Below are 21705 nucleotides of genomic sequence, written 5' to 3' on the forward strand. Positions count from 1 at the left end.
GGCCGACCGGGGCCACCTTGTCCACAGCCTCCCGCGTACTCGGTGCGCGAACTGGTTACGCTCGAATACGTGAGCAGGCTCCAGGTCGTCAGTGGCAAGGGCGGTACCGGCAAGACCACGGTGGCCGCATCCCTCGCGCTGGCCCTGGCCACCGAGGGGAAGCGCGCGCTTCTCGTCGAGGTCGAGGGTCGCCAGGGCATCGCGCAGCTCTTCGAAACGGAGGCGCTGCCTTATGAGGAGCGGAAGATCGCCGTCGCTCCCGGGGGCGGGGAGGTGTACGCCCTCGCCATCGACGCCGAACTGGCGCTTCTGGACTACCTCCAGATGTTCTACAAGCTCGGCAGTGCCGGACGGGCCCTGAAGAAGCTCGGCGCGATAGATTTCGCGACCACCATCGCGCCGGGGGTCAGGGACGTCCTGCTGACCGGCAAGGCGTGCGAGGCGGTCCGGCGCAAGGACAAGCAGGGACGATTCGTCTACGACTACGTCGTCATGGACGCCCCGCCGACCGGCCGCATCACGCGCTTCCTCAACGTGAACGACGAGGTGGCCGGCCTGGCGAAGGTCGGCCCCATACACAATCAGGCGCAGGCCGTCATGCGGGTGCTGAAGTCGCGCGAGACCGCCGTGCACCTGGTGACGCTGCTGGAGGAGATGCCGGTCCAGGAGACCGTGGACGGCATCGCCGAGCTGCGCACGGCGCGGCTCCCGGTGGGGCGGGTCGTGGTCAACATGGTCCGGCCCCAGGTCCTGGACGACACCGGCCTGGAGCTCGTCCGGGACACCCCGCGTACGGCGCTGGCCCGGTCCCTGTCCGGGGCGGGGCTCGGCGGGGCGCGGCGGGGCGGGCACGCCGAGCGGCTGGTCGACCCGCTCCTCGCGCAGGCCGGGGAGTACGCCGAGCGGTATGCGCTGGAGCAGGAGCAGCGGGCGGTCCTCGGCGAGCTGGGCCTGCCGACGCTGGAACTGCCGCTGCTCGCGGAGGGCATGGACCTGGCGGGCCTGTACGAACTGGCCACCGAGCTGCGGAAGCAGGGGATCGCATGAGTCCACAGGACCCGGCCCGCCACCAGGAGAGCGCGCGGCGCCTGACCCACGCGCGCGTGCTCGACGTGGACCGTCTGCTGGAGAACCCGCGGACCCGCATCGTGGTCTGCTGCGGTTCGGGCGGCGTCGGCAAGACGACCACGGCGGCGGCCCTGGGCCTGCGCGCGGCCGAGCGCGGCCGCAAGGTGGTCGTCCTCACCATCGACCCGGCCCGGCGGCTCGCGCAGTCCATGGGCATCGACTCGCTGGACAACACCCCGCGCCGGGTGAAGGGCGTCGACGACGCGGCGGGCGGTGAGCTGCACGCCATGATGCTCGACATGAAGCGGACCTTCGACGAGGTCGTCGAGTCCCACGCGGACCCCGAGCGCGCCGCGGCGATCCTGGGCAACCCGTTCTACCAGTCGCTCTCGGCGGGCTTCGCGGGCACGCAGGAGTACATGGCGATGGAGAAGCTGGGGCAGCTGCGGGCGAAGGACGAGTGGGACCTCATCGTCGTCGACACCCCGCCGTCCCGCTCGGCGCTGGACTTCCTGGACGCCCCCAAGCGACTCGGTTCGTTCCTCGACGGGAAGCTGATCCGTCTGCTGCTGGCCCCGGCCAAGGTCGGCGGCCGGGCGGGCATGAAGTTCCTGAACGTCGGCATGTCGATGATGACCGGCGTCCTGGGCAAGGTGCTGGGCGGGCCGTTCCTCAAGGACGTGCAGACCTTCGTCGCCGCCATGGACTCGATGTTCGGCGGTTTCCGTACCCGCGCGGACGCGACGTACAAGCTGCTCCAGGCGCCCGGCACGGCGTTCCTGGTGGTCGCGGCCCCGGAGCGGGACGCACTGCGCGAGGCCGCGTACTTCGTCGAGCGGCTGGCGGCCGAGGACATGCCGCTCGCCGGTCTGGTGCTCAACCGGGTCCACGGCAGCGGCGCCGACGGGCTGTCGGCCGAGCGGGCGCTCGCCGCCGCGGAAAATCTTGAGGACGCCCGCATTGTGGATCAGGGCGACGGGAAAGCTGGACTTCGTACCTCCCCCGGCAACTCTCCCGATGCACACGGCAGTTCAGGACCGGCCGACTCCGTCCCCGACGACTCGGCCTCCGGCACCTCCCCCGAGGATCCCGGCACCTCCGCCGGGGCCCCCGGCACACCGGAGCAGTCCGTCGACGCGCTCACCGCGGGCCTGCTGCGGCTGCACGCCGAGCGCATGCACCTGCTCGCGCGGGAGCAGCGCACGCGTGACCGCTTCACCGCGCGTCATCCCGAGGTCGCGGTCACCGAGGTGGCCGCGCTGCCCGGCGACGTGCACGACCTCGCGGGGCTGCGGGACATCGGGGAGCGTCTGGCGACCGGCCGGCCCGAGCTTCCCGAGCCGGACGCCTGATCCGTCCCTGCCGAGCCCTGGCGGGCTCAGACCACGGCCGCGAAGTTCTCGTACACCTCGTCGTCATCGAGGGGCACGATGCCGGCCCCCCGCTCGTACTCCGTCCGCGCCGTCTCGAGCAGGCGGCGCCAGGAGGTCACGGTGGGCCGCCTGCGCAGCAGCGCGCGGCGCTCCCGCTCCGTCATGCCTCCCCACACGCCGAACTCGACGCGGTTGTCGAGCGCGTCGGCCAGGCACTCGGTCCGCACCGGACATCCGGTGCACACCGCCTTGGCCCTGTTCTGCGCTGCTCCCTGAACGAACAGTTCGTCCGGATCGGTAGTGCGGCAGGCGGCCTGCGCACTCCAGTCGGTTACCCAGCCCATACCGGCGCCGTCCTCTCCCGAATCGAGGCTCCCCCACGGCGGCAGCGGCATATTCACCGCCGCCAGTTGAGGACGTTACGGAAGGTGGGCACAGCGCAACACCCCCTTCGGGCCCAATCTTGAATGGCCCGAACGGACTATGGGTAAGCGGCAGATCACCCGGGGGAGTGAGCTGGCGACATGCGCGACGATCCCGACATTCAGGTCATCCCTGGTACGTCACAACGGACACCGATTGACACACGAGGCGGATTCGGACACGCACCCCTCACGCCTTGGCACGCGCCGGCACACACCAACACGCCCCCCAGCGGGGCCCCTCGGAAAAAATTCGAGCGGATCCGGAACGATTCGGGGTCTCCGGACGTATTGATACGTGGCCTCACTGCTGTGACAGTTGAGTGCAGCTTAGGCCAAGGCATATACGCGTGTCCGGCGAATGAGAACGTAGGCTGCCTCCATGCCAAAGAAGCGCTCGGGCGGTGGTCTGTCGCCAACGCAGCAGGCCGCCAAGTTCCTCGGTGTCAGTGTGCTCGCGGGAGCAGTGCTGGCCGGCATCGCGTTGCCCGCAGTGGGCGCGCTGGGGCTGGCGGCCAAGGGGTCGGTGGAGGGCTTCGACGCCCTCCCGACCAACCTGAAGACTCCTCCGCTGAGCCAGCGCACCAACATCCTCGACGCCGAGGGCGGCACCATCGCCACGGTGTACTCGCGCGACCGGACCGTGGTCGACCTCAAGGACATCTCGCCGTACATGCAGAAGGCGATCGTCGCGATCGAGGACTCCCGCTTCTACGAGCACGGCGCGATCGACCTCAAGGGCGTCCTGCGCGCCCTGAACAAGAACGCGCGCAGCGGCGAGGTCTCCGAGGGCGCCTCCACGCTCACGCAGCAGTACGTCAAGAACGTCTTCGTGGAGGAGGCCGGCGACGACCCGACGAAGGTCGCCCAGGCCACCCAGCAGACGATCGGCCGCAAGATCCAGGAGCTGAAGCTCGCGATCCAGGTCGAGGAGGAGCTGGGCAAGAAGAAGATCCTCGAGAACTACCTGAACATCACCTTCTTCGGCCAGCAGGCCTACGGCGTCGAGGCGGCCTCCCAGCGCTACTTCTCCAAGCACGCCAAGGACCTGACCGTGCAGGAGGCCGCCCTCCTGGCCGGCATCGTCCAGTCGCCCAGCCGGTACGACCCGGTCAACGACGAGGCCGAGGCCACCAAGCGGCGCAACGTCGTGCTGAACCGCATGGCCCAGGTCGGCGACATCTCCACCGCCGAGGCGGAGAAGGCGAAGAAGGCACCGCTCGGGCTGAAGGTCAGCAAGCCGAAGAACGGCTGCATCACGGCCGTGGACGACGCGAGCTTCTTCTGCGACTACGTGCGCGAGGTGTTCCTGAGCGAACCGGTCTTCGGCAAGACCCGCAAGGACCGGGCCAAGGTCTGGAACCAGGGCGGACTGACCATCCGCACGACCCTCGACCCGCAGGCGCAGGAGTCGGTCCAGCAGTCGCTCAAGGACCACGTCAACAAGTCGGACTCGGTCGCCGCGGCGAGCACGCTGGTCGAACCGGGCACCGGCAAGGTCCTCGCGATGGGCCAGACGAAGCCCTACGGCTACGGCAAGAACGAGACCGAGATCAACTACTCGGTCGACCACGCCGCGGGCGGCTCCAACTTCGGCTTCCCGACCGGTTCCACGTTCAAGCCCTTCGTCGCGGCGGCCGCGCTCGAGGAGGGGCGTCCGCCCACGCAGGAGTACTCGTCCCCGTACGAGATGCCCTACCCCGAGCCCGTGCAGACGTGCAGTGGGAAGCCGTGGCTCAACACGGCCGGCGAGAAGGTCCCCAACGAGAGCGAGTCGGAGGTCGGCCCGTACCGGCTGAAGAAGGCGATGGCCCTCTCGGTCAACACCTACTTCGTCCAGATGGTGGCCGACATCGGGCTGTGCCCGGTGATGAAGATGACGGACGCGCTGCACGTCGTGCAGGGCAGCGGCGAGAAGCTCCCGGAAATGCCCGCCATCTCCCTCGGGTCCAAGGGCGTGTCCCCGCTGACGATGGCGAGCGCCTACGCCGCTTTCGCCTCCCGGGGCATGTACTGCACGCCGATCGTGATCGAGTCGATCGCCCAGAAGATCGGCAACAAGCAGCAGTCGCTCGACGTCCCGAAGTCGACGTGCTCGCGTGCGATGAGTGAGAAGACCGCGGACACGGTCAGCACCCTGCTGCAGGGTGTGGTCGACTCCGGCACGGGCAAGGCGGCCGGGCTCACGGACCGTGACAACGCGGGCAAGACCGGTACGACCGACGAGCGCAAGAACGCCTGGTTCGTCGGCTACACCCCGAACCTGTCCGGCGCCGTCTGGGTGGGCAGCGCCTCGCAGCAGGTCAAGATGAAGAACATCACGATCGGCGGGCAGTACCACGAGCTGGTCTTCGGTGGCGCGGTCCCGGGTCCCATCTGGAAGGACGCCATGACCGGCGCCCTGGCGGGCAAGGACTCCCCCTCGTTCAACCTCGTCGACATCCCGGACGAGGACAAGAACAAGGACAAGGACAAGAACAAGGACCGCGACAAGGGGAAGCCCGACGACGGGAACAACGGCGACGACGGGAACGACGGCGGCGACGACGGCTTCATCGGCGGTCTGGTCGACGGCGGCAACGGCAACGGCGGCTCGGACGGCGGCTTCCCGGGCAATCTGATCCAGGGGCCGGGCAACGGGCCGGGCGGGCGGCGCTGACCCGCCCCACCGGCACCCGTACGGCCAGAACGAAACGGTCCCTTCTCCTGAACGGGGGAGGGACCGTTCGCCTTGTTTCCAAACCTATTCGACGTGATTACGCCAGCCGTCGAGAGAGCCATTCCGTGGGCACGATGCCGTGACATAGTCGCGTCTGGCCCCGCCACCGGGTGCCTTTGATTGCTGCACCACGGAGGGGAAATGAAACTTCGTACACGGATCGGCGCGACGTTCGGCGCACTGATCAGCGCTCTCACCCTGGTCCTCATGCTCCCGGGCTCGGCGCAGGCGAGCGCCCAGGCGTGCTCCGGGTTCGGCTGCGACGGCCACGACCCGAACATCCAGTCGTGGCAGAGCGGTCCGGTCAGCCCGTACGGGCCGTACCAGCTCGGCGGCTCCTTCCTGTACGAGCTGCGGTGGGGCAAGACCGACGGCGACCAGTACAGCTGGGCGCGGCTGCACTACATCAGCGGCTCCAACGAGGGTGACTGGAGCGTGTACGTCCAGCGCTGCACCAAGGACCAGTCCGAGTGCTACTGGCGGCTCGGCCTGAAGAAGGGCGGCGCCTCGGGCTGGACCGGCAAGATTCCCGGCGGGACGAACTACTACTGGACGCGCACCCCGATGTACCACAACCCGTCGACCCACATGATGCGGGCCTGCGTGGAGGACCCGTCGGGCGACCAGAGCTGCACCCCCTGGTACTGAGCCGGCCCGCGGCGGCCGTGACGACGGTGCCGCAGCCGCAGGGCGGAACGATGGAATTCCATCGTTCCGCCCTTTTGTCGCTCATCTTTCATTTATCCGTCTTCCCCGTGCGGGAAAGTTCATTTAAAATGGATCGCGCATAACCGCCGCACATCACATCGGGGTTCTTTTGACCGCCAGACCGGAGAATTGCGTCGACCTTTCCGCCGTCGGCGACGACGACCGAAAAATTCTGCATCTTTTGTATGCCGGCTTCAGCGACGCCTCGATCGCCCGGCGGCTCGGCGTAGGTCACCGCACGGTACAGCGCAGGGTGCAGCGGCTCATGGAGCAGCTGCGGGCCAACGGACGCGTGGCCCTGGGAGCGCGGGCCCAGGAGCTGGGCCTGCTCCGCGCCATGCGGCCGCCGTACGAAACGGGAGGGCATCCGCTGGAGCGGACACCCTCCCGCAACCCGTGACGGGCCGGCCGGCCGGTCAGCGGTAGCGCTCGGCCCGGCGGCGACGGGAGGGTTCCGTCACGTCGGGCACCACGCCCGCACCCGCGCCCGGGACCTCGTTCCACGAGCGGATCTTCGCGGCGACGCGTCCCAGCCGGGCGTCGTCCGGCGGTACGTCGAGGTAGAACAGCCCTTCGTACGGGTGACGGTCGTCGCCGCCCCACCGGACGACGCCCTCGGTGTCGGCGAGGATGTCCCGGAGAGTCAGCACCTGGGCAGCGGTGAAACCGTCCCGCACACCCGCCGGGTAGGAACCCGGCCTGATCACGACGGCGGTACCGGACGCCAGGTTCGACTCGGGCCGCCGGGCGTCGCGCACCGTCGAGGGCGCGGTCCACCCCTCCAGGGCCCCGGGCCCCGTACCGGCACCCAGGGCGTCCACCTCGTAGTGGAAGCGGCGGATCACATGGACCAGCACCGTCTGCGTGTCACCCATGCGCAACCGGACGGTCTGCCCGGTGCCCGGCACCGGGCAGGTGACGACGGCACCGTCGGCGTCGACGGCGTTCTGCATCTCCCACCCGTTGGCCGACGGCCGGCCCGTGCGCAGTCGGCGATGACGCGCTTTCGCGCGGCGCAGCGCCTCCTTCAACGCGTCGTTCCTGACCGGCTGCGGCCCGGCGGCGACGGCCGGGGAGGCGAGCAGGCCGGTGGTGGTGAGGCTCGCGGCGGCGGTGACACCGGCGGCGGCGAGGAGGGTGGTGCGGCGGGGAATACCGGAGTTGTTCAACGGCTCATCCTTTCTTCTGTGTCGGCGTGCGCTGCTGGTGGTGCAGGAAGGCGGAGACCGCGGCACCGAGGAGCGCGAGCACCAGCAGAACGGTGAGGGTCGGATTGACGTAGCCGGGGACGACGACGGAGTAGTCACGGCCGTCCGAGACCTCGCAGACGAGCCGCAGCGGGACGAAGTCCCCTCTGCGGCCCACCAGGACCGCCCCTTCGGGTCGCTGCCGCTCGCACTCCTGCGCCTGCTCCTGGTCCCCCAGGAACAGCAGGCCGAGCAGGCCCCACAGGTAGACGGCGAGGCCCGCCGCGACCGCCGTCAGGGAGACGTCCCGCGTCACCCCGGCCGCAGTGCGGTGCAGGCGGGCCCGCGCGGTGAACCGGGAGCACAGATACGCCAGGAGGGCGATCAGCGTCGGTGTCGCCGTGAGGAGCACCGTGAAGAGAACGGTGTCGTCGTGGCCCTGCCAGGGATCGGCTGCCGTGACCACGCGCGTCAGACCCCGCGGATGGCGAGGTTGTACTTCTCGAAGATCGCGTAGAGCGGCATGCGTTCCTGCGCGTGGGCCTCCGCCTCGGTGCCGAAGCCCTGGTAGCGGCGCAGCACCTCGTAGATCTCGGTCTCGGTGTAGTCGAGCGCGGGGCGTCGGATCGGGGTCTCGGCGTGATCGCCCGCCTTTCCGTCGGCGCCCCAGATGTGCATGTGCGGCACGGTGCTCAGGTTGAACACGTTGTCCTGGTTGACCTTCTGCCACATGGCCCAGCGGTCGTCGTCGTCGGTCGAGTCGAGGATGGTGCCTTCCAGCAGCCCCGCGCGGATCGAGTTGTTGCGCGCCAGGATGCAGGTGCGGCCGGAGATCTTGGCGATGCCGGTGCTGCTGTCGACCAGTTGCTCGATCTTGGGGAGGTCCTTGGCCCAGTCGGGGATGATCCCGGTGTGGTAGAGCGTCACACCGGCGTCCTCGGTGAGGTCCTTGATGCTGTAGTGGCAGAACTCCCAGAACGCCGAGGTCTGGATGAGCGCCTTGCGCATCCGGTACCTGCGGGCCCCCGAGGTGATCGCCGCGTCGTGGCTGATGATCGTTTCGAGGCACTCCTGCAGGGTGTAGATGCGCTCCCCGCCGGGCTTGCCGATGCTCGCCATGTAGGTCTGGATCTCCTGCAGCAGGGCGGGCAGGAGATCGATGTCGAAGCCGATGTCGAGCTTCTCGGAGGGTGTGGGGTAGAAGTCGCCCTGCCCGGTGTCGCGGCCCGAGGCGATGTTGTTGTCGATCTCGATCTGGCCGCTGCCGGAACCGACCGTCTTGGTGACGATCTGGTCGAAGGACCAGTTCTCGGGCATCGGATATCCGAGGTTGCCGGAGAAGCCGGACGACATGTCCGACACGAAACTGGCGTCCGCGTAACCTGCCGCGGATATCCGGGAACAGGCGTTGCGCGGGCCGTAGACCCCGATCTTGTAGGGACTGCCCAGCCGGTTCATCTCGTCCCTGACGCTTCGGAAGTACGGCAGGATGTACGCGGTCACCTCTTCGTCCACCGCGTCGTAGTCGACGGCGAAGTAGATGCGCGTGCCGGGCTTGAACCCGTGCTCCTCCGCCTTGTACGAGGCCGTCATGCAGTCGGTGACGCCCTGCTCGACGCTGTAGTAGTCGACCGAGCGCGCCCACGTCTGGTAGATGGGGAAGCAGCGCAGCCCGTACTCCTTGATGGTCGCGAGCTCGCCCGGCTGGATCTCCTTCTCCGGGAGCGACGTGGTGGACGGGTTGTAGAGGTACCGCCCGACGTACTTGTAGCCGGCGGCCTTCAGGGCCTGGGCCCGGGCGGCGGTGATCTTCGTGACGCCGTCGCACGCCTCGCCCGCCCGGCTCTGGTCGCCGTAGGAGACGAGCAGCGCGGCCCAGGTCTCGAAATCTCCCTGGCCGTTCACGGCGAGCTTCATGAACGACTGGAACGTGCTGACGCTGGAGGCCAGCGAGGACGTGTACGAACTCGTGAAGGACACCGGACGCTTGTTGAGGACCATCGCCCCGGTGAACAGCTGCACCCAGACCCCGGAGGAGCCGGTGGACACCGTGTGGCTCTTCAGGCCGGACTGCGTTCCGGGACCGAAGACTCCGTTCGCGACGCCGTCGGCCATGCCCAGTTCGTACTGAATGGCGAAGAGCATCGACTTGGCGACGTCACGGGAGTGATGGCCGTCGCAGGGAATGATGTAGAAGTCCTTGCGGAGCACGTACCGGCCGTTGAGCCACTGCTGGATGGACCGGATGGTCTCCGACCCGTCGTTGACGGTGACGTAGGCGTCCATGTTCATCAGTCCCTTGACCACCTTCGGCCACAGGGAACTGCCGGGATAGGTGCCGCCGACGCCCATGTTCGCGTTCAGCTTCGCCACGGCCGCCTTGACGCGGTCGTTGTAGGTTCCGTCGATGTCACCGCCGTCGTAGCCCTTGCAGTAGAGCGCCGACTGGATGATCCGGCAGAAGTTCGCCGACGGGATGGTGGTCTCGTCGAGCTTGCCGTACTTCTCGGCGATGGTGGCGAGGGTGGTCGGACCGAAGTTGTCCGACAGTGACGGGATACCCATCTCGTACTGCAGTGCCCGAGTCAGGGCATACATCACGGTCCAGCCGGTGCGACCGTTCTCCTCCAGTTTGGAAATGCCGAGGGTGGCGCCGTTCCCGTATGTGGTGTTGATGAATCTCTGGGCGCGGAGCACCATCTCGTCAGCCATGGGGTCCCTTCCTGCCGCCGGAATTCGAAGGCGGGGCGGAAGAGGTCGGCGCACACCGCGTCACCGTCATCGCGGCATTCATGGGGTCGGGCATGCCCTGATTCGCCCCCGAGAACGACATTTCCCACCCCAGCAGCCCTCAGGACTGCTCTTGACCAGTAGGAACCTAGATCATCGGGGCGGCCACGAAAAGCACTCGGACAGCGCGGAAACACGAAGGCCGAATTTCGCCGTGACCAGACCGACGCAAAGGGTCCAGGGAAAGAACACTGCGCCGCAAGCGGTTTCTTCTACGCTTTCCAAGCCCGCGTCACGGAAGGGTCGAAATCCGGCTTTCGGCTGTTCTGCCGCCGGCCCGGGAAACACCGGACGGCCGGGACGCGGATGCCTCCCGGCCGTCGGTCGCCGTACGTACTCAGCCCGCCAGGAGCTTCTTGACCGCGGCCGCGACCCGGCCGCCCTCGGCCTGTCCGGCCACCTTCGGGTTCACGATCTTCATCACGGCGCCCATGGCCCGCGGCCCCTCGGCACCGCCCGCCTTCGCCTCCTCGACGGCCTGCGCGACGATCGCGTTCAGCTCGTCGTCGGAGAGCTGCTTCGGCAGGTACGCGGCGAGCACCTCGCCCTCCGCCTTCTCCCGCTCGGCGCTCTCGGCGCGGCCGCCCTGGGCGAAGGCCTCGGCGGCCTCACGGCGCTTCTTCGCCTCGCGGGTGATCACCTTCTGCACCTCGTCGTCGGAGAGCTCCCGCTTCTCCTTCCCCGCGACCTCCTCCTTGGTGATCGCGGCGAGCGTCAGCCGGAGCGTCGAGGAGCGGAGCTCGTCGCGCTCCTTGATCGCGGAGTTGAGGTCGTCGTGCAGCTTCGACTTGAGCGTGGTCATGGACCTGATTGTCGCAGGTGCGCGAGGACCGGCGCCCGCCCATTTACGCGCCCTGGGCGCGTCCGGGAGCGGGCCGCCTCGCATCTCCGCTTCGCCACCGCTTCTGACACGATGGAGGTATGCGCGCGCGATACGGAGTACCCCTGGGAATCACGGCGGTTGGTGCCGCCGGTCTGATCTACGCGACCGGGATCGAGCCCCGCTCCTTCCGCCTGCGACGGGTGACGGTCCCCGTCCTGCCGTCCGGGATGCGTCCCCTGCGCGTGCTCCAGGTCTCCGACATCCACATGGTCGGCGGACAGCGGGCGAAGCAGCGCTGGCTGCGCTCGCTGGCCGGACTGCGTCCCGACTTCGTGCTCAACACCGGCGACAACCTCTCCGACCCGGAGGGCGTCCCCGAGGTCCTGGACGCCCTGGGCCCCCTGATGGAGTTCCCGGGCGCCTACGTCTTCGGCTCCAACGACTACTACGGGCCCCGGCCGCGCAACCCCGCCCGGTACCTGCTCGAGAAGGTCCAGGGCCGCCACGGCCTCAACGGCAACCCGCCGGTCGTCGGCGCCGTCCACAACCCGTGGGAGGAACTGCGCGACGGTTTCGACGCCGCGGGCTGGCAGGACCTCACGAACACCCGGGGCCTGCTCAAGATCGAGGGGGTCTCGGTCGAGCTGACGGGACTGGACGACCCGCACATCAAGCGGGACCGGTACCCGGAGGTGGCGGGCGGCCCGTCGAGCGCGGCGGACTTCTCGATGGGCGTGGTCCACGCCCCGTACCTGCGCGTGCTGGACGCCTACGCGGCGGACGGCTACCCCCTGATCGTGGCCGGCCACACCCACGGCGGCCAGCTGTGCATCCCCTTCTACGGCGCCCTGGTCACCAACTGCGACCTGGACACCGACCGCGTGAAGGGCCTGTCCACCCACATCGCCGAGGGCCGCACGTCCTACCTGCACGTCTCGGCCGGCTGCGGCGCCAACCGCTACACCCCGTTCCGCTTCGCCTGCCCGCCGGAGGCGACCTTGCTGACGCTGGTGGGACGGGAGCGCTGAGCGATCCCGGGGGCGGGGATCGTCCGGCTGAGCGGTCCCGGGGGCGGGGATCGTCCGGCTGAGCGGTCCCGGGAAGCGTGGGGGGATCATCCGGGATCGTCCGGCGGCCGGGTCGTCCACGGCTTGCGTTAACCCACTCGGCCCACCCGCATAGCCCGCTATGTCCGGTCTGTCTACGTTGGGGCCATGACAGCCCCGATACCCAGGGACATCCCGGACCTCCCCCCGATCCCGGGCCATGTCGTCCTGCCGCCCACCGTCGTCCCGGCCCGGGCCGTGCTGATCCCGGCCCGCCGTCGCCCGGTCGCCGTCTTCCGCGTCGCGGTCGCCCTGCTGGCCCTGGCCGGCGTGACGATCGAGCTGCTCACCGGCGGCGACCCCGTCACGGCGGTCCTGAGCAGCTTCACGGTCCAGAGCGGCATCCTGCTGGCGCTGGTCATGCTCGTCTCCGCCCGGTGCGCCTGGTCCGCCCAGCATCCCCTGCCGGGTGCCCTCACGGGCGCGGCCCTCTTCTACGTCGCCGCCGCGGGCCTGGTCCAGCACGTACTCCCGGCCGGCGCGTCGCCCCTGTTCGCGGCGTCGGGCGGGGCCGGCCCGGCCTGGCAGACCGCCGCGACCCACCTCCTCCACACGGCGGTACCGGTGGCCGCGGCCCTGGACTGGCTCCTCTTCACCGCCCCCGGCCGCCTGCACCTGCGCCACGCCCCCGTGTGGCTCCTGTACCCCCTGGCCTACCTGGCCTTCTCCCTGGCCCGCGGCGAGCTGCTCAGCCCTGGCTCCCAGGACCGCTACCTCTATCCCTTCCTCGACGTCGCCCGGCACGGCTACAAGGCCGTCCTCGGCAACGCCCTCCTCGTCGGCCTCGCCCTCTACGCCCTGGCCGTACTCCTCGTGGCCCTGGACCACCTCCGCCCGAGCCCGCTCCGTCGCCCCCGCTAAACGCGATTTCGTCTCCGGCCACCGGTGGGCTAAAGTAAACGACGTCGCCGCGACGAGCAGCGACGATCGGGGTGTGGCGCAGCTTGGTAGCGCGCTTCGTTCGGGACGAAGAGGTCGTGGGTTCAAATCCCGCCACCCCGACGCTGGTCAAAGGCCACTTACGGAATTCCGTAAGTGGCCTTTGTCGTGCGTACAGCAGCGGAGTACAGCAACCGCTATGACTCTGGACGACCGTCCATGTCCTCCCCCTCCTGCTGGCTCTTCTCGCCCTTCTTCTGAGAGCCGCGGCCCAGTGCCTCACCGAGCTTGCGGAGCGCCCGGCGGGTGTCGGCGGAGAGCACGTGCGTGTAGACCTCCATGGTGACCGCGATCTCGGAGTGCCTCAGGATCTGCATCGCGATGCGCGGATGCACGTCCATGGCCGCGAGGAGCGAGGCGCAGGTGTGGCGGGTGTCGTGCACGCGAATGCGTCGGACGCCGGCGCGCTGGCAGCGGCGGTCGAACTCACGGGTGAAGTTCCTCGGCTCGACCGGGGTGCCATAGCGCGTGGTGAAGACGAGGTCGGACTCTGTCCAGAGGTCCCCGGCCCGTTCCTTGGCTGCCTGCTGTTCCTTCTGCCGGAGCCGGAGGGCAGCCAGGCAGACGTCCGGCAGGGGGAGCACGGCCTCCGACGCCTCCGTCTTGGCCGTGTCGGTGTGCAGGAGACGTCGGCGGACGCGCTGCAACTGGTGGCGGATCTGCAACTCCCCCGAGTCCAGGTTCACGTCCGCCCAGGTGAGGCCGAGGACCTCCCCCTTCCGCAGGCCGAGAACGAGGATCAGGACGTACGCCGGGTACAGGTAGTCCCGCCACATTTGACACGAACACCGACTCGCGCCCAGGCTCGTACAACACGCTCTGCCGCTCCACACGGGCAGCGACAGCCCGACCGACCGCCTCAGGGGTCGAGTCCGGTGCGCTCTCGAAGACGTGACTGGCGTACTCCGCGCTCTGGAGCAGCGACGGCAGAACGACACACTGGAACGACCGCACCAACCGAGCACCGCGGACCGCGTCATCAACGACGAGCCCAGCGGGCAGCCCCGCAGGTTCGGAATCGGTGGCGATCGCAGCCTCAACGGCGCCGAGCAGTTCATGGACTTCCCCGGCCGCCGACTCATCGAGGTTGAGTGCTCGGCACAGCCGGTCCAGCACATCGACGCTGGGGACCATGCGCCCGGTTTCCACCTTGGAGACCGTCGGCTGACCAACGCCGGCCCGCTGAGCCAGAGCAGCACCCGTCAGACCAGCCTCCGCACGCAGAGCCCGAAGACGTGCCCCAAGCACCCTCATCCGCTCGCGCCGTTCACTCCCCATACTCAGGGTTCTACACCACGAGCCGATAGCCACCAGGTGCAAGAGCAGCATCAGCGACGGTCAGTATGAGCGTGATTCAAAGTCTCTCTACTGGTTCAAGGCGGCTCGCTCCGCTCACCGCGCGCGGCCCGCCCCCGGCCGGGCCTGCGCTCCTGTCTCCGCCCCGCTCCAGCCCGGCCGGCGCCCGTGCCGCGCCCGTAGCTATCAGCCGCGTGACACGGAGAAGGGATAGGTCGTGGCTGGGGGCAGCCGATTCAACAGTGTTGCCAAACCAGATTAGGCTAGGCGCACACTCTTACTCCACGCCCCTGTCTCCTGAAGCTTAGACCGGATTTGATCCAGCCGTTTGGCTACGGCAGCAATCTGCTTCTGCCGGTCGATATCCGGATTTCCATCTGCATCCACCGGAACCTCAACTGACAATTGAGCGACACGCTTCGTATAGAGCTTGGCCTCATAGAGATAGCCACCCTGAGCAATCGTTTGAGACAAGGCCACGGCCAGGTAGGCCAAGTCAATCTCGTGTTCCGGAATCTTGTCACCGACAGGCTCTGCGATATCCTGCGCGTTATTCTCAAAGGTCAGCTGTAGATCGCTGTCTGCCTTTGGCCACGACTGAACAATTACGACATCGTCTGTCATCACACAGTTCGCTTCACGGTAAAAGACTGTGCCGACGGCAGAAGCGCCAGTGGCCATTACCGTCACAGACGGATAAGGCTCTGGTTCAACTCCTCGCTCCAGCAACCACTCTCGACTGATGTAGCCCTTCACTGTTTCGGGTCGGGTGAATACTGAATAGACCGGCACGTCACCCGGGTTTTCCCGGAGGTCGACATTACGAATCCTGATCCCGGACCGCACTTGAAACCTGCTCGAGTCGGCAAGAGAGAAAGTCCTATTGGGCCCTGTCTGTAGTTCTGCGAGCTCTTCCTTGGCTGCTCGAAGGTCATCGATTAGCTCCTGAAGGGTCTCCGTTGCTAGATCGATGAAGTCAGAACGGTCAATCGTCTCAGATCGCTCACCCAACTCAACGTGCTCGGAGTCCGTCCAATGGCGAATCACATCCCAGCGCTCATCCGGCGCAAACTCGCTCGCGGGTACGAGCTTGGCAAAAAGGCAATCCGCATAGGTTGTAGGCCGAGTTACTGAACCTCCAGCGCCACTATTTGAGTAACGGACGAAGAGATCAGCCAACATTGCCAAGTCATTGTCGCCAGGCGTCGGCACTCTTTCGTGATCCAGAGTCTCACCAATACTGCGCGCAATCCCGCAGAACACAGGCGGACGGGATTGCCTTTCCACTCTGCGCTTCTCGAGGACCAGGATGTATGTCGGCTGAGCCGTATTAAAGAACGCATTCCGCGGGAGCTGCAAGCTGGCAAGAATATTGCATTCACGGAGCAGCTCTTTCTTCATCCTTTGGGCAGTTCGATTCAGGAGCCCCAACGGAACGATAACGAAAGCTCGCCCCCCAGGCTTCAACGCTCCAGAAATGTAACGAAGGAAGAGGGCTTCGACGCCAAGACCACCCGTGTCATAATAGGATTCAAGGTACGTGCCATTCCTTTTTCCCTTAAGGTGCTCGAGCTCCTTACGGTAGATCGCCGACCCTTGCGTCACATAGGGCGGATTCGTAAGGATGACGTCTACAGATTTTTGAGGCGGATAGAGAAGACTCCCCAGTGTCTCATTCTCGTTCATCAAAAGGAACGTGTTAGTAAGGGTCTGGTTGAGGGCTTCAGGAGTTGTCTGCGAATCTCGCACCGACTCGGCCAGATGCAAGAGCATGTTCGCCTTAGCCAGTATGTTAGTAGACGCATCCACATCGACGCCAACCAGCTTCACACGCTGCTTAGGCTTGCCATCATCAAACGTCACATTCCCAGGGAGAGCATCAGGGAACAATAGCGGTTCCAAGAGGAACCCTCCCACGCCGGCGGCAGGATCCAGTACGACAGCGTCTTCAGGAAGCGCATTAAGTTGCGCCATCTTCACCATGGGCTTCACGATGTTCCTGGGCGTGAAGAACTGACCCAAACGCTGCTGCCGTGCTGACCGCTTCAGGAAGGTCTCGTAGAGGCGAAGCTTGAACTCCTTGTCGATGTTTGTCAGAGATCCATATTCTTGGAACTCTTCCAGAATCTCGCAGAATACACGATTATACGAGGAGATCGTCGTCGTGGGAGACGATTTCAAGAATGCGAAACCATTGATAATCGAAGTGTGCGAAGTGATGGTGGCCATCCCGAACAACTCTCGCACCTTGTCATCATCCACTACAAGCCGTTCAGCGAAGATCTCCTTGATTCGCGGACGAATGATGCGGACATAGTATTCAATTTGAGAGATCCCTTTATCGAGCTTGAACTCGTCAGGGTTCTTAAGCAGTACATCAAACCGGTAATCTTTTGGAAATGCAGAGAGGGGGAGATTATCGGACAGAAACTTCAACATGAAAATCTCGACGAAGGTGAGCAAACAGTCTTTTGGCTCGGCCTTCGTGGCATGCCAGATAATTTGCCACACGGTTTCGGAAAGCGGGCGAGGATCCCGCTCCACATCAGACTCACCGCGATGAAGATCTGACAGGACCGACGGGTTGAAGTCTCTACTTTCGGAAATCTCGATGATCTTCCCAGCGTCGGCTGAGGCTGCCGCATCGATGTAGCGGTATCGCTCCCCATCGGTGGTTAGAGCCAATCGAACGCCCATAGCGAGCGCTCCGACAACAGCCTGCTCCGCAGCCGCAAGAATATCGTCATCCCTCTTTAGCTTCGCTTTGTCCTTCCATTCAGCAACCGCGATCGGAACCAAGCGTCCTGCCACACGCTCCACATAGACACTGTCCGGCTTACAAAGGTTGGCGTTCTTTGGAGCCTTGTAGCGCTCGCAGGAGAAGGGGATGGAGCTGGCCGGCGTGAAGTCCAGACCAGCTTTAGCGAGACGAGCAACTGAGGTGGCGCCGATATCTAGGACCTCATAGTCGCCAAAGCGCTTACCCTGTACACCTGCGGGGGTCAGATATCCCTTCTGGGCAAGCTCTTCCATACTCAAGGCAGCCACCATCCGCTCGCCATGTCGTCGTGCCACACGACGACAGTTGATCTTCGCAGTTCCCGAACCCCGCACTCTACTAACACTCAGGCCTTGCCGGGCACACCTGGGTCGACTGGGTGGCCGCTGGGCCAGGTCCTGATACCTCCCAAGGCTGTCGAGCAGGCACTGACGCAGGTGTACAGCACTGCCGACGCTCGGTTCCCCTCCAGGAGGCTTCGGAGATGTGCCGCCCCTGGCGCTCAATCCGGATGACGCAGGAGCGAGTGCACGTCTCACACTCGGCGGCCACTGCGCCCGTAACAAGCGTTGCCGTAACGATCCTTGTGAGCGTTCAGCCTCGCCGTAGGACTGGTGAATGTGAACGTCTGTCCACAGTACGCGCATTGCATGCGATAGCGTCCTGCCGCCGATCCGCGTCGAACGACCGCCCGTCGGCGGAGGGCGCTAGAGAAGGTCGTACGGTCACCGAGCTCGCCTGCGTTAGTGAGCTCAATGTCATAGCGAGGCTCGAAGGCGAGGTCAGTGACGGCAACGTCGCTAATCTTGTAGTTCAACAAGGACTTGAGGCCAGGTCCAGATCGCCCGCCGGTCTGGTCCCATGCGTAGAGGTATTCCTGCCCTACTCCGTCTGTGCGCCTCTTGAATCGCAATGAGTAGGGCTCCACGAGACGTTCGGTGCCTTCGTATGTCATACGCAGCAGAGTGCGGTTCGCCCCAGCTTCCATGATCGGCGTGCGAATTTCGGCCGGAAAGAATGCCAGCTCTCCGTCGTCGCCGTACCGGAAAGTAGAAAATAGCGAACCGAGTTCTTCCTTGAAGCGTTCAACGGCTGTAGTGAAGTCCAGCAGGCTTTCCCGAGCGCAGATGATCTTATTCTCCCAATAGTGGCGCATGGTGTCGAACGGCACGGCCAGAAGAAGTGAGAGTGCGGCCTTGGGGCTGGGCATGAAGATTGTCTTCTTCAGGAAGGTAGTGATAATGACACGCTTGTCCACTTCGATATCATCGTTTACGAAAATGGAGTACACCAGGTCAAATAGATCAAATGAGGAGCGTCGCTGCAACAGGCACTTGAGCTTGTCCGCCAACCCTTCTTCCAAACTGACGACTTGAATAGGGACAGCGCAATCATGCCGGTCCGAGTAAGGATGGATGAGCCGACGTTTCTGCGGAGGTTGGTAGAGACGACCAAACTCGGTTACGTCCATCCGTAAGCCGATCGTCACGTTATTCCGATTTCCATAGAAGTCCGTAAAGTACAATGTGTACTTGTAAACCGTCTTTTCGTTACCGATGCTATGGCTGGCAGCCTGGCGGTTACGCTCAAGGTCAAAGCTGACCCCGGTGCGCGCCTGGACTAGACGGCAGACGTCGTTCAGGGCGGCAAGCAACTGATCGGGGGCTATGGCACCGGGGGTAGCGAAGTCTAGGTCACCGGAGAAGCGCGTTCCGCTGAAGTACCCCTTACGGAAAGCGTTTCCACCTTTGAGAACGAGACTGTCAGCAAACTGGCTCTCGCCGTACAGGCCGGCAAGGAGCCATCCAAAGACGTAGTCACGCTGGACATCGGCGGCGTTGACGCCGAGCGCAGCACCCATCTCCTTGATCTCGTCGCGGCTGATCATCCTGCCATTGTGCGCGCTACACAGGCTGGAGGCACCCGTTTTGCAGCAGATTCAGGCGTCCGAGGCAGCTGACCTGCTCTACACCAGCACGGCCACCCCAGAACTCATCGCATCCCCCACGGAGGATGCGCCCATGTAGCTTCATAAGTCACGATGCTGGCCGCGCTGTCGCAATGGAGTAGCGGAGCGGCACCGACAACAAGCTCGCGCAGGGCAACCACCGGACTCAAAGCAGGCCAGCCTGCTGGAGTGCCCCGACATCAGCGCTGTACGGAAGGCAGTGGCCGTGTTCAAGGCTCTTCAACACGAGTTCACCGTCAACCAGATCGACGTGGAAGGTAGACCAGGTTCTACAGACCGGGCACACCTGACCCGTGAGAAAGGGGCGAAGGAGATACAAGCGATGGTCGCGATCTACCAGGTAGAGACTGCCTTTCTCCACTTCGCTGCTTGCGTACGACAACGTTGACGTAGGTACCACAGGGTGGTCACCCGCAAGCCGCCGAAAGCTGAGTGTTGCTCTCCCTTGGAAAGCGTCCCAATCTACGGACGTCACCTGGATGAGGGACCAGTCAGCGAGAAATCGAGCACGATCCGCAAGAATCCTCAAATCGTCGAAAGTCTCGCGCAAGGCAACGGGAAGATCGACAGGGTCGACCGGTCGGAGGTGTGCTTCGGCATTTCGTCGACCGGCGATACGTTTGCGAGCGCTTCTGGCTGCATCGTCGCTGAGTAGACTGCCTAGCTCGTGAAGAGGATGGTCCTGGCTCAATGATCGGCGCTTTTTCGTTCCAGCGATCTCTTGTAGCACTGCGGTCCACTCTCCCAGTCCCGGCCCACCCCGGTTCCCAGCAAGTTTCGCGCGCAGCCCAGCCACTGAGGAGAGTTCGATCGACTCGCTGTGCGCAAGCGCCGCAGCAAGCAATGCGCTATAACACAAAAGAATTTCGCCTGCTTCGAGGACTGAAGCATAGGCCCGCGCCAGGTCGTCAGTGCTCTCCCGAGCCTCAGCCTCTCTCCATCGCAAGGCAACGGGGTACGGAAAACGGGTGCGGACGATATATCCGAAGTCATCCAGTTGCGCAGCGGCCTCAGCACGGAGGCGCGTCAACTGCCCTATCTCAATAATCGACTGCCTAGCTACTGCAGTATTCGCACCTCCGTCAAAGACTGATTCTGCGAGAGAAGCAGCCTCCGTACCCCAGCCAATCATCTGATTTCGTGCTGTCTCTAGCTCATCGAGGGCGGCGGAGAGAGCCTCATCAGCTTCTGGCAAAATCAATGACACAAGGTCACTCTTACTCACACGCATACGGCCGAAGCCACCCCGAGCCCGGGACGCGACAGCAGATGAGCGCAGAAATGCCAGAATCAGACGCGTATGTTCAGGAGATAGGACGGAAGCCGGTCGAAGAACGAGGATACTGCCTACAGCAGCGGCTGGGAGGTCCCGCTCTCGCACAACGGCTGCCTTGGGGCGTCCTGACACAATTTCCGAGAGAAGAAGGTCACCGGCTCGGAGACGATTTCGGTCCGGGATATCGGAGCGCCAGACGGTGTTCTCATCTGGTTCGGCGATCGTTCCATCACGATCTATGTGCCTGAGCCATAGGAGACGAACCGCACCTGCGGAATCAGCCGTACAACCGCCCGAAGCAGAAGCAGAAATCGCGAGTCCACGATAGATGTCGCTGAAGATGGAGGAGACAGACAAGTCGGCAGCAACCGATCGATCCGGACCGTCCTCGGGCAACGGAGTATCCACAACTGAGCCTGACACGGTAGTTCCCCCTACGCTTGCGCCCAGTGGCAGTTTACGCGTCGGCCAACTGCTTGGCCGCGTCGGTCGTCAGGTCATGTACCTCATCGCGACTAAAACCAAGCGCCAACCCGGCCTCATCGGTCAACTGCCCAGCTCGTCGGGTCTCAACGATCGACGTGGAGGTAGCGTGGCTGAGGCCGGTGGGGGTACAGCGAGGCACACGCGCGCCTGGTCGGTCGGCGCACCGGCCATCGTGGCTCACTGTCGTCGGCTGAGGTTCGTGCCACAACCGTGCCAGATGCAGGAGTCAGTCACGGTCAACACCAGTACCCCGCAGTCGAGTAGCCACCCGCTTCCTCGGCCGGCAAAGCCGCAGCTCAGCCCACAGGTCACCCAGCCTCTCTCCTAAAGCGGTGATGAGTTGCCCAGCCGCCGTACGCCTATGCCAGCCACCAGTGCACCGCCGTGCAGCCGCTGGCATCGCCGGGATCTGTCACATCCATCGAGGTACCGCCTATGCACTGCACAACCAGTGTTGTGATACGGCCCTCTGCGTGACTACCGGTTCCCGCGTGTCCACGGCCGCCGCGGACCAGCGCCGAAGATCCCGTCCATGACCACGGCTCCCGTCTAGATCCCGGGCCGGATCTGCTTCCGGTAGACCTCCTCGGTCACCGCCGTCTCGGAGTGCTCGACGAGCCGGGAGATCACTTCCACGGGACGCCACGGTCGGACAGCAGGGAGGCGAGGCCTTGCTTCAGGGATCCCGGCGACAGTCCAGAAAAGTCCGAGGGTTCCGCCGAGGAGCACGGGGGGAGTACCTGCCGTGGGGCGACTTCTCCCGG

The 21705-nt window shown here is 65.2% G+C and carries 17 protein-coding genes, 1 tRNA gene and 2 pseudogenes; 8 read left to right on the forward strand and 12 right to left on the reverse strand.

The genetic code is table 11. The annotated features are described in order from the left end of the window. Positions 1-69 precede the first annotated feature (69 nt). A complete protein-coding gene (locus ACIBCJ_RS09995) occupies positions 70-1047 on the forward strand; it encodes an ArsA-related P-loop ATPase (RefSeq protein WP_362105666.1) in 978 nt (325 codons plus the stop codon). Further along, positions 1044-2420 (forward strand): ArsA family ATPase, encoded by a 1377-nt coding sequence (locus ACIBCJ_RS10000; RefSeq protein WP_365979349.1) that lies wholly within the window; start codon positions 1044-1046, stop codon positions 2418-2420. Before ACIBCJ_RS09995 ends, ACIBCJ_RS10000 begins: the two co-directional genes overlap by 4 nt. Before the next feature lie 26 nt (positions 2421-2446). On the opposite strand, the gene wblA is transcribed toward ACIBCJ_RS10000, so the two are convergent. Next, on the reverse strand, positions 2447-2785 hold the full coding sequence (wblA, locus tag ACIBCJ_RS10005) for a transcriptional regulator WblA (protein WP_356602240.1): 339 nt from the start codon (positions 2783-2785) through the stop codon (positions 2447-2449). A gap of 460 nt (positions 2786-3245) precedes the next feature. Between wblA and ACIBCJ_RS10010 the strand changes: the two genes are divergently transcribed. Together ACIBCJ_RS10010 and ACIBCJ_RS10015 are read left to right on the forward strand one after the other, a co-directional pair. After that, on the forward strand, positions 3246-5522 hold the full coding sequence (locus ACIBCJ_RS10010) for a transglycosylase domain-containing protein (protein ID WP_365979350.1): 2277 nt from the start codon (positions 3246-3248) through the stop codon (positions 5520-5522). 201 nt (positions 5523-5723) lie between these two features. After that, a complete protein-coding gene (locus ACIBCJ_RS10015) occupies positions 5724-6230 on the forward strand; it encodes a hypothetical protein (protein ID WP_362105657.1) in 507 nt (168 codons plus the stop codon). 88 nt (positions 6231-6318) lie between these two features. On the opposite strand, the gene ACIBCJ_RS10020 is transcribed toward ACIBCJ_RS10015, so the two are convergent. Beyond that, entirely contained in the window at positions 6319-6525 is a 207-nt protein-coding gene (locus tag ACIBCJ_RS10020) for a hypothetical protein (protein WP_362507895.1), read from the reverse strand. Between ACIBCJ_RS10020 and ACIBCJ_RS10025 the strand changes: the two genes are divergently transcribed. Further along, positions 6472-6690: a LuxR C-terminal-related transcriptional regulator gene (locus tag ACIBCJ_RS10025; RefSeq protein WP_241965560.1), complete on the forward strand. Its 219-nt coding sequence runs from the start codon at positions 6472-6474 to the stop codon at positions 6688-6690. The two genes, ACIBCJ_RS10020 and ACIBCJ_RS10025, sit on opposite strands and share 54 nt — an antisense overlap. A 16-nt stretch (positions 6691-6706) precedes the next feature. Here ACIBCJ_RS10025 and ACIBCJ_RS10030 read toward each other — a convergent pair whose 3' ends face one another. From ACIBCJ_RS10030 to ACIBCJ_RS10045, 4 genes are all read right to left on the reverse strand, one after another. After that, positions 6707-7459, reverse strand: coding sequence for a hypothetical protein (locus ACIBCJ_RS10030; protein WP_365979352.1), 753 nt, complete (start codon positions 7457-7459; stop codon positions 6707-6709). A gap of 4 nt (positions 7460-7463) precedes the next feature. Then, a complete protein-coding gene (locus ACIBCJ_RS10035; protein ID WP_365979353.1) occupies positions 7464-7943 on the reverse strand; it encodes a hypothetical protein in 480 nt (159 codons plus the stop codon). A 5-nt stretch (positions 7944-7948) separates the two neighbouring features. Continuing rightward, positions 7949-10189 (reverse strand): glycoside hydrolase domain-containing protein, encoded by a 2241-nt coding sequence (locus ACIBCJ_RS10040; RefSeq protein ID WP_365979354.1) that lies wholly within the window; start codon positions 10187-10189, stop codon positions 7949-7951. A 415-nt stretch (positions 10190-10604) separates the two neighbouring features. Continuing rightward, the gene (locus ACIBCJ_RS10045; RefSeq protein WP_133888631.1) at positions 10605-11069 is read right to left on the reverse strand and encodes a GatB/YqeY domain-containing protein; all 465 of its coding nucleotides are present in this window, start codon (positions 11067-11069) and stop codon (positions 10605-10607) included. Positions 11070-11188: 119 nt separating this feature from the next. Here ACIBCJ_RS10045 and ACIBCJ_RS10050 point away from each other — a divergent pair, with 119 nt between their 5' ends. From ACIBCJ_RS10050 to ACIBCJ_RS10060, 3 genes are all read left to right on the forward strand, one after another. Beyond that, positions 11189-12118, forward strand: a complete 930-nt coding sequence (locus ACIBCJ_RS10050; RefSeq protein WP_365979355.1) for a metallophosphoesterase — start codon at positions 11189-11191, stop codon at positions 12116-12118. A gap of 186 nt (positions 12119-12304) precedes the next feature. After that, a complete protein-coding gene (locus ACIBCJ_RS10055; protein WP_365979356.1) occupies positions 12305-13057 on the forward strand; it encodes a Pr6Pr family membrane protein in 753 nt (250 codons plus the stop codon). Between the two features lie 67 nt (positions 13058-13124). Then, positions 13125-13198: transfer RNA gene (locus tag ACIBCJ_RS10060), tRNA-Pro, on the forward strand. 74 nt (positions 13199-13272) lie between these two features. Here ACIBCJ_RS10060 and ACIBCJ_RS10065 read toward each other — a convergent pair. From ACIBCJ_RS10065 to ACIBCJ_RS10090, 6 genes and pseudogenes are all read right to left on the reverse strand, one after another. Continuing rightward, positions 13273-13911 carry a site-specific integrase gene (locus tag ACIBCJ_RS10065; RefSeq protein WP_365979357.1) on the reverse strand — a complete coding sequence of 213 codons (639 nt, stop codon included), beginning with the start codon at positions 13909-13911 and terminating at the stop codon, positions 13273-13275. Then, a pseudogene (locus ACIBCJ_RS10070) lies at positions 13898-14413 on the reverse strand (Scr1 family TA system antitoxin-like transcriptional regulator); the annotation flags it as partial. The pseudogene ACIBCJ_RS10070 and the gene ACIBCJ_RS10065, both read right to left, overlap by 14 nt. A gap of 276 nt (positions 14414-14689) precedes the next feature. Further along, positions 14690-17506 carry an N-6 DNA methylase gene (locus tag ACIBCJ_RS10075; protein WP_365979358.1) on the reverse strand — a complete coding sequence of 939 codons (2817 nt, stop codon included), beginning with the start codon at positions 17504-17506 and terminating at the stop codon, positions 14690-14692. Positions 17507-17745: 239 nt separating this feature from the next. After that, positions 17746-19098, reverse strand: coding sequence for a nucleotidyl transferase AbiEii/AbiGii toxin family protein (locus ACIBCJ_RS10080; RefSeq protein WP_365979360.1), 1353 nt, complete (start codon positions 19096-19098; stop codon positions 17746-17748). Positions 19099-19324: 226 nt separating this feature from the next. Further along, on the reverse strand, positions 19325-20386 hold the full coding sequence (locus ACIBCJ_RS10085; RefSeq protein ID WP_365979361.1) for a restriction endonuclease: 1062 nt from the start codon (positions 20384-20386) through the stop codon (positions 19325-19327). Positions 20387-21490: 1104 nt separating this feature from the next. Continuing rightward, positions 21491-21606: pseudogene (locus ACIBCJ_RS10090) on the reverse strand (site-specific integrase); the annotation flags it as partial. Positions 21607-21705 lie beyond the last annotated feature (99 nt).

Source organism: Streptomyces sp. NPDC051136 (assembly GCF_044455745.1).
Classification (GTDB): Bacteria; Actinomycetota; Actinomycetes; order Streptomycetales; family Streptomycetaceae; genus Streptomyces.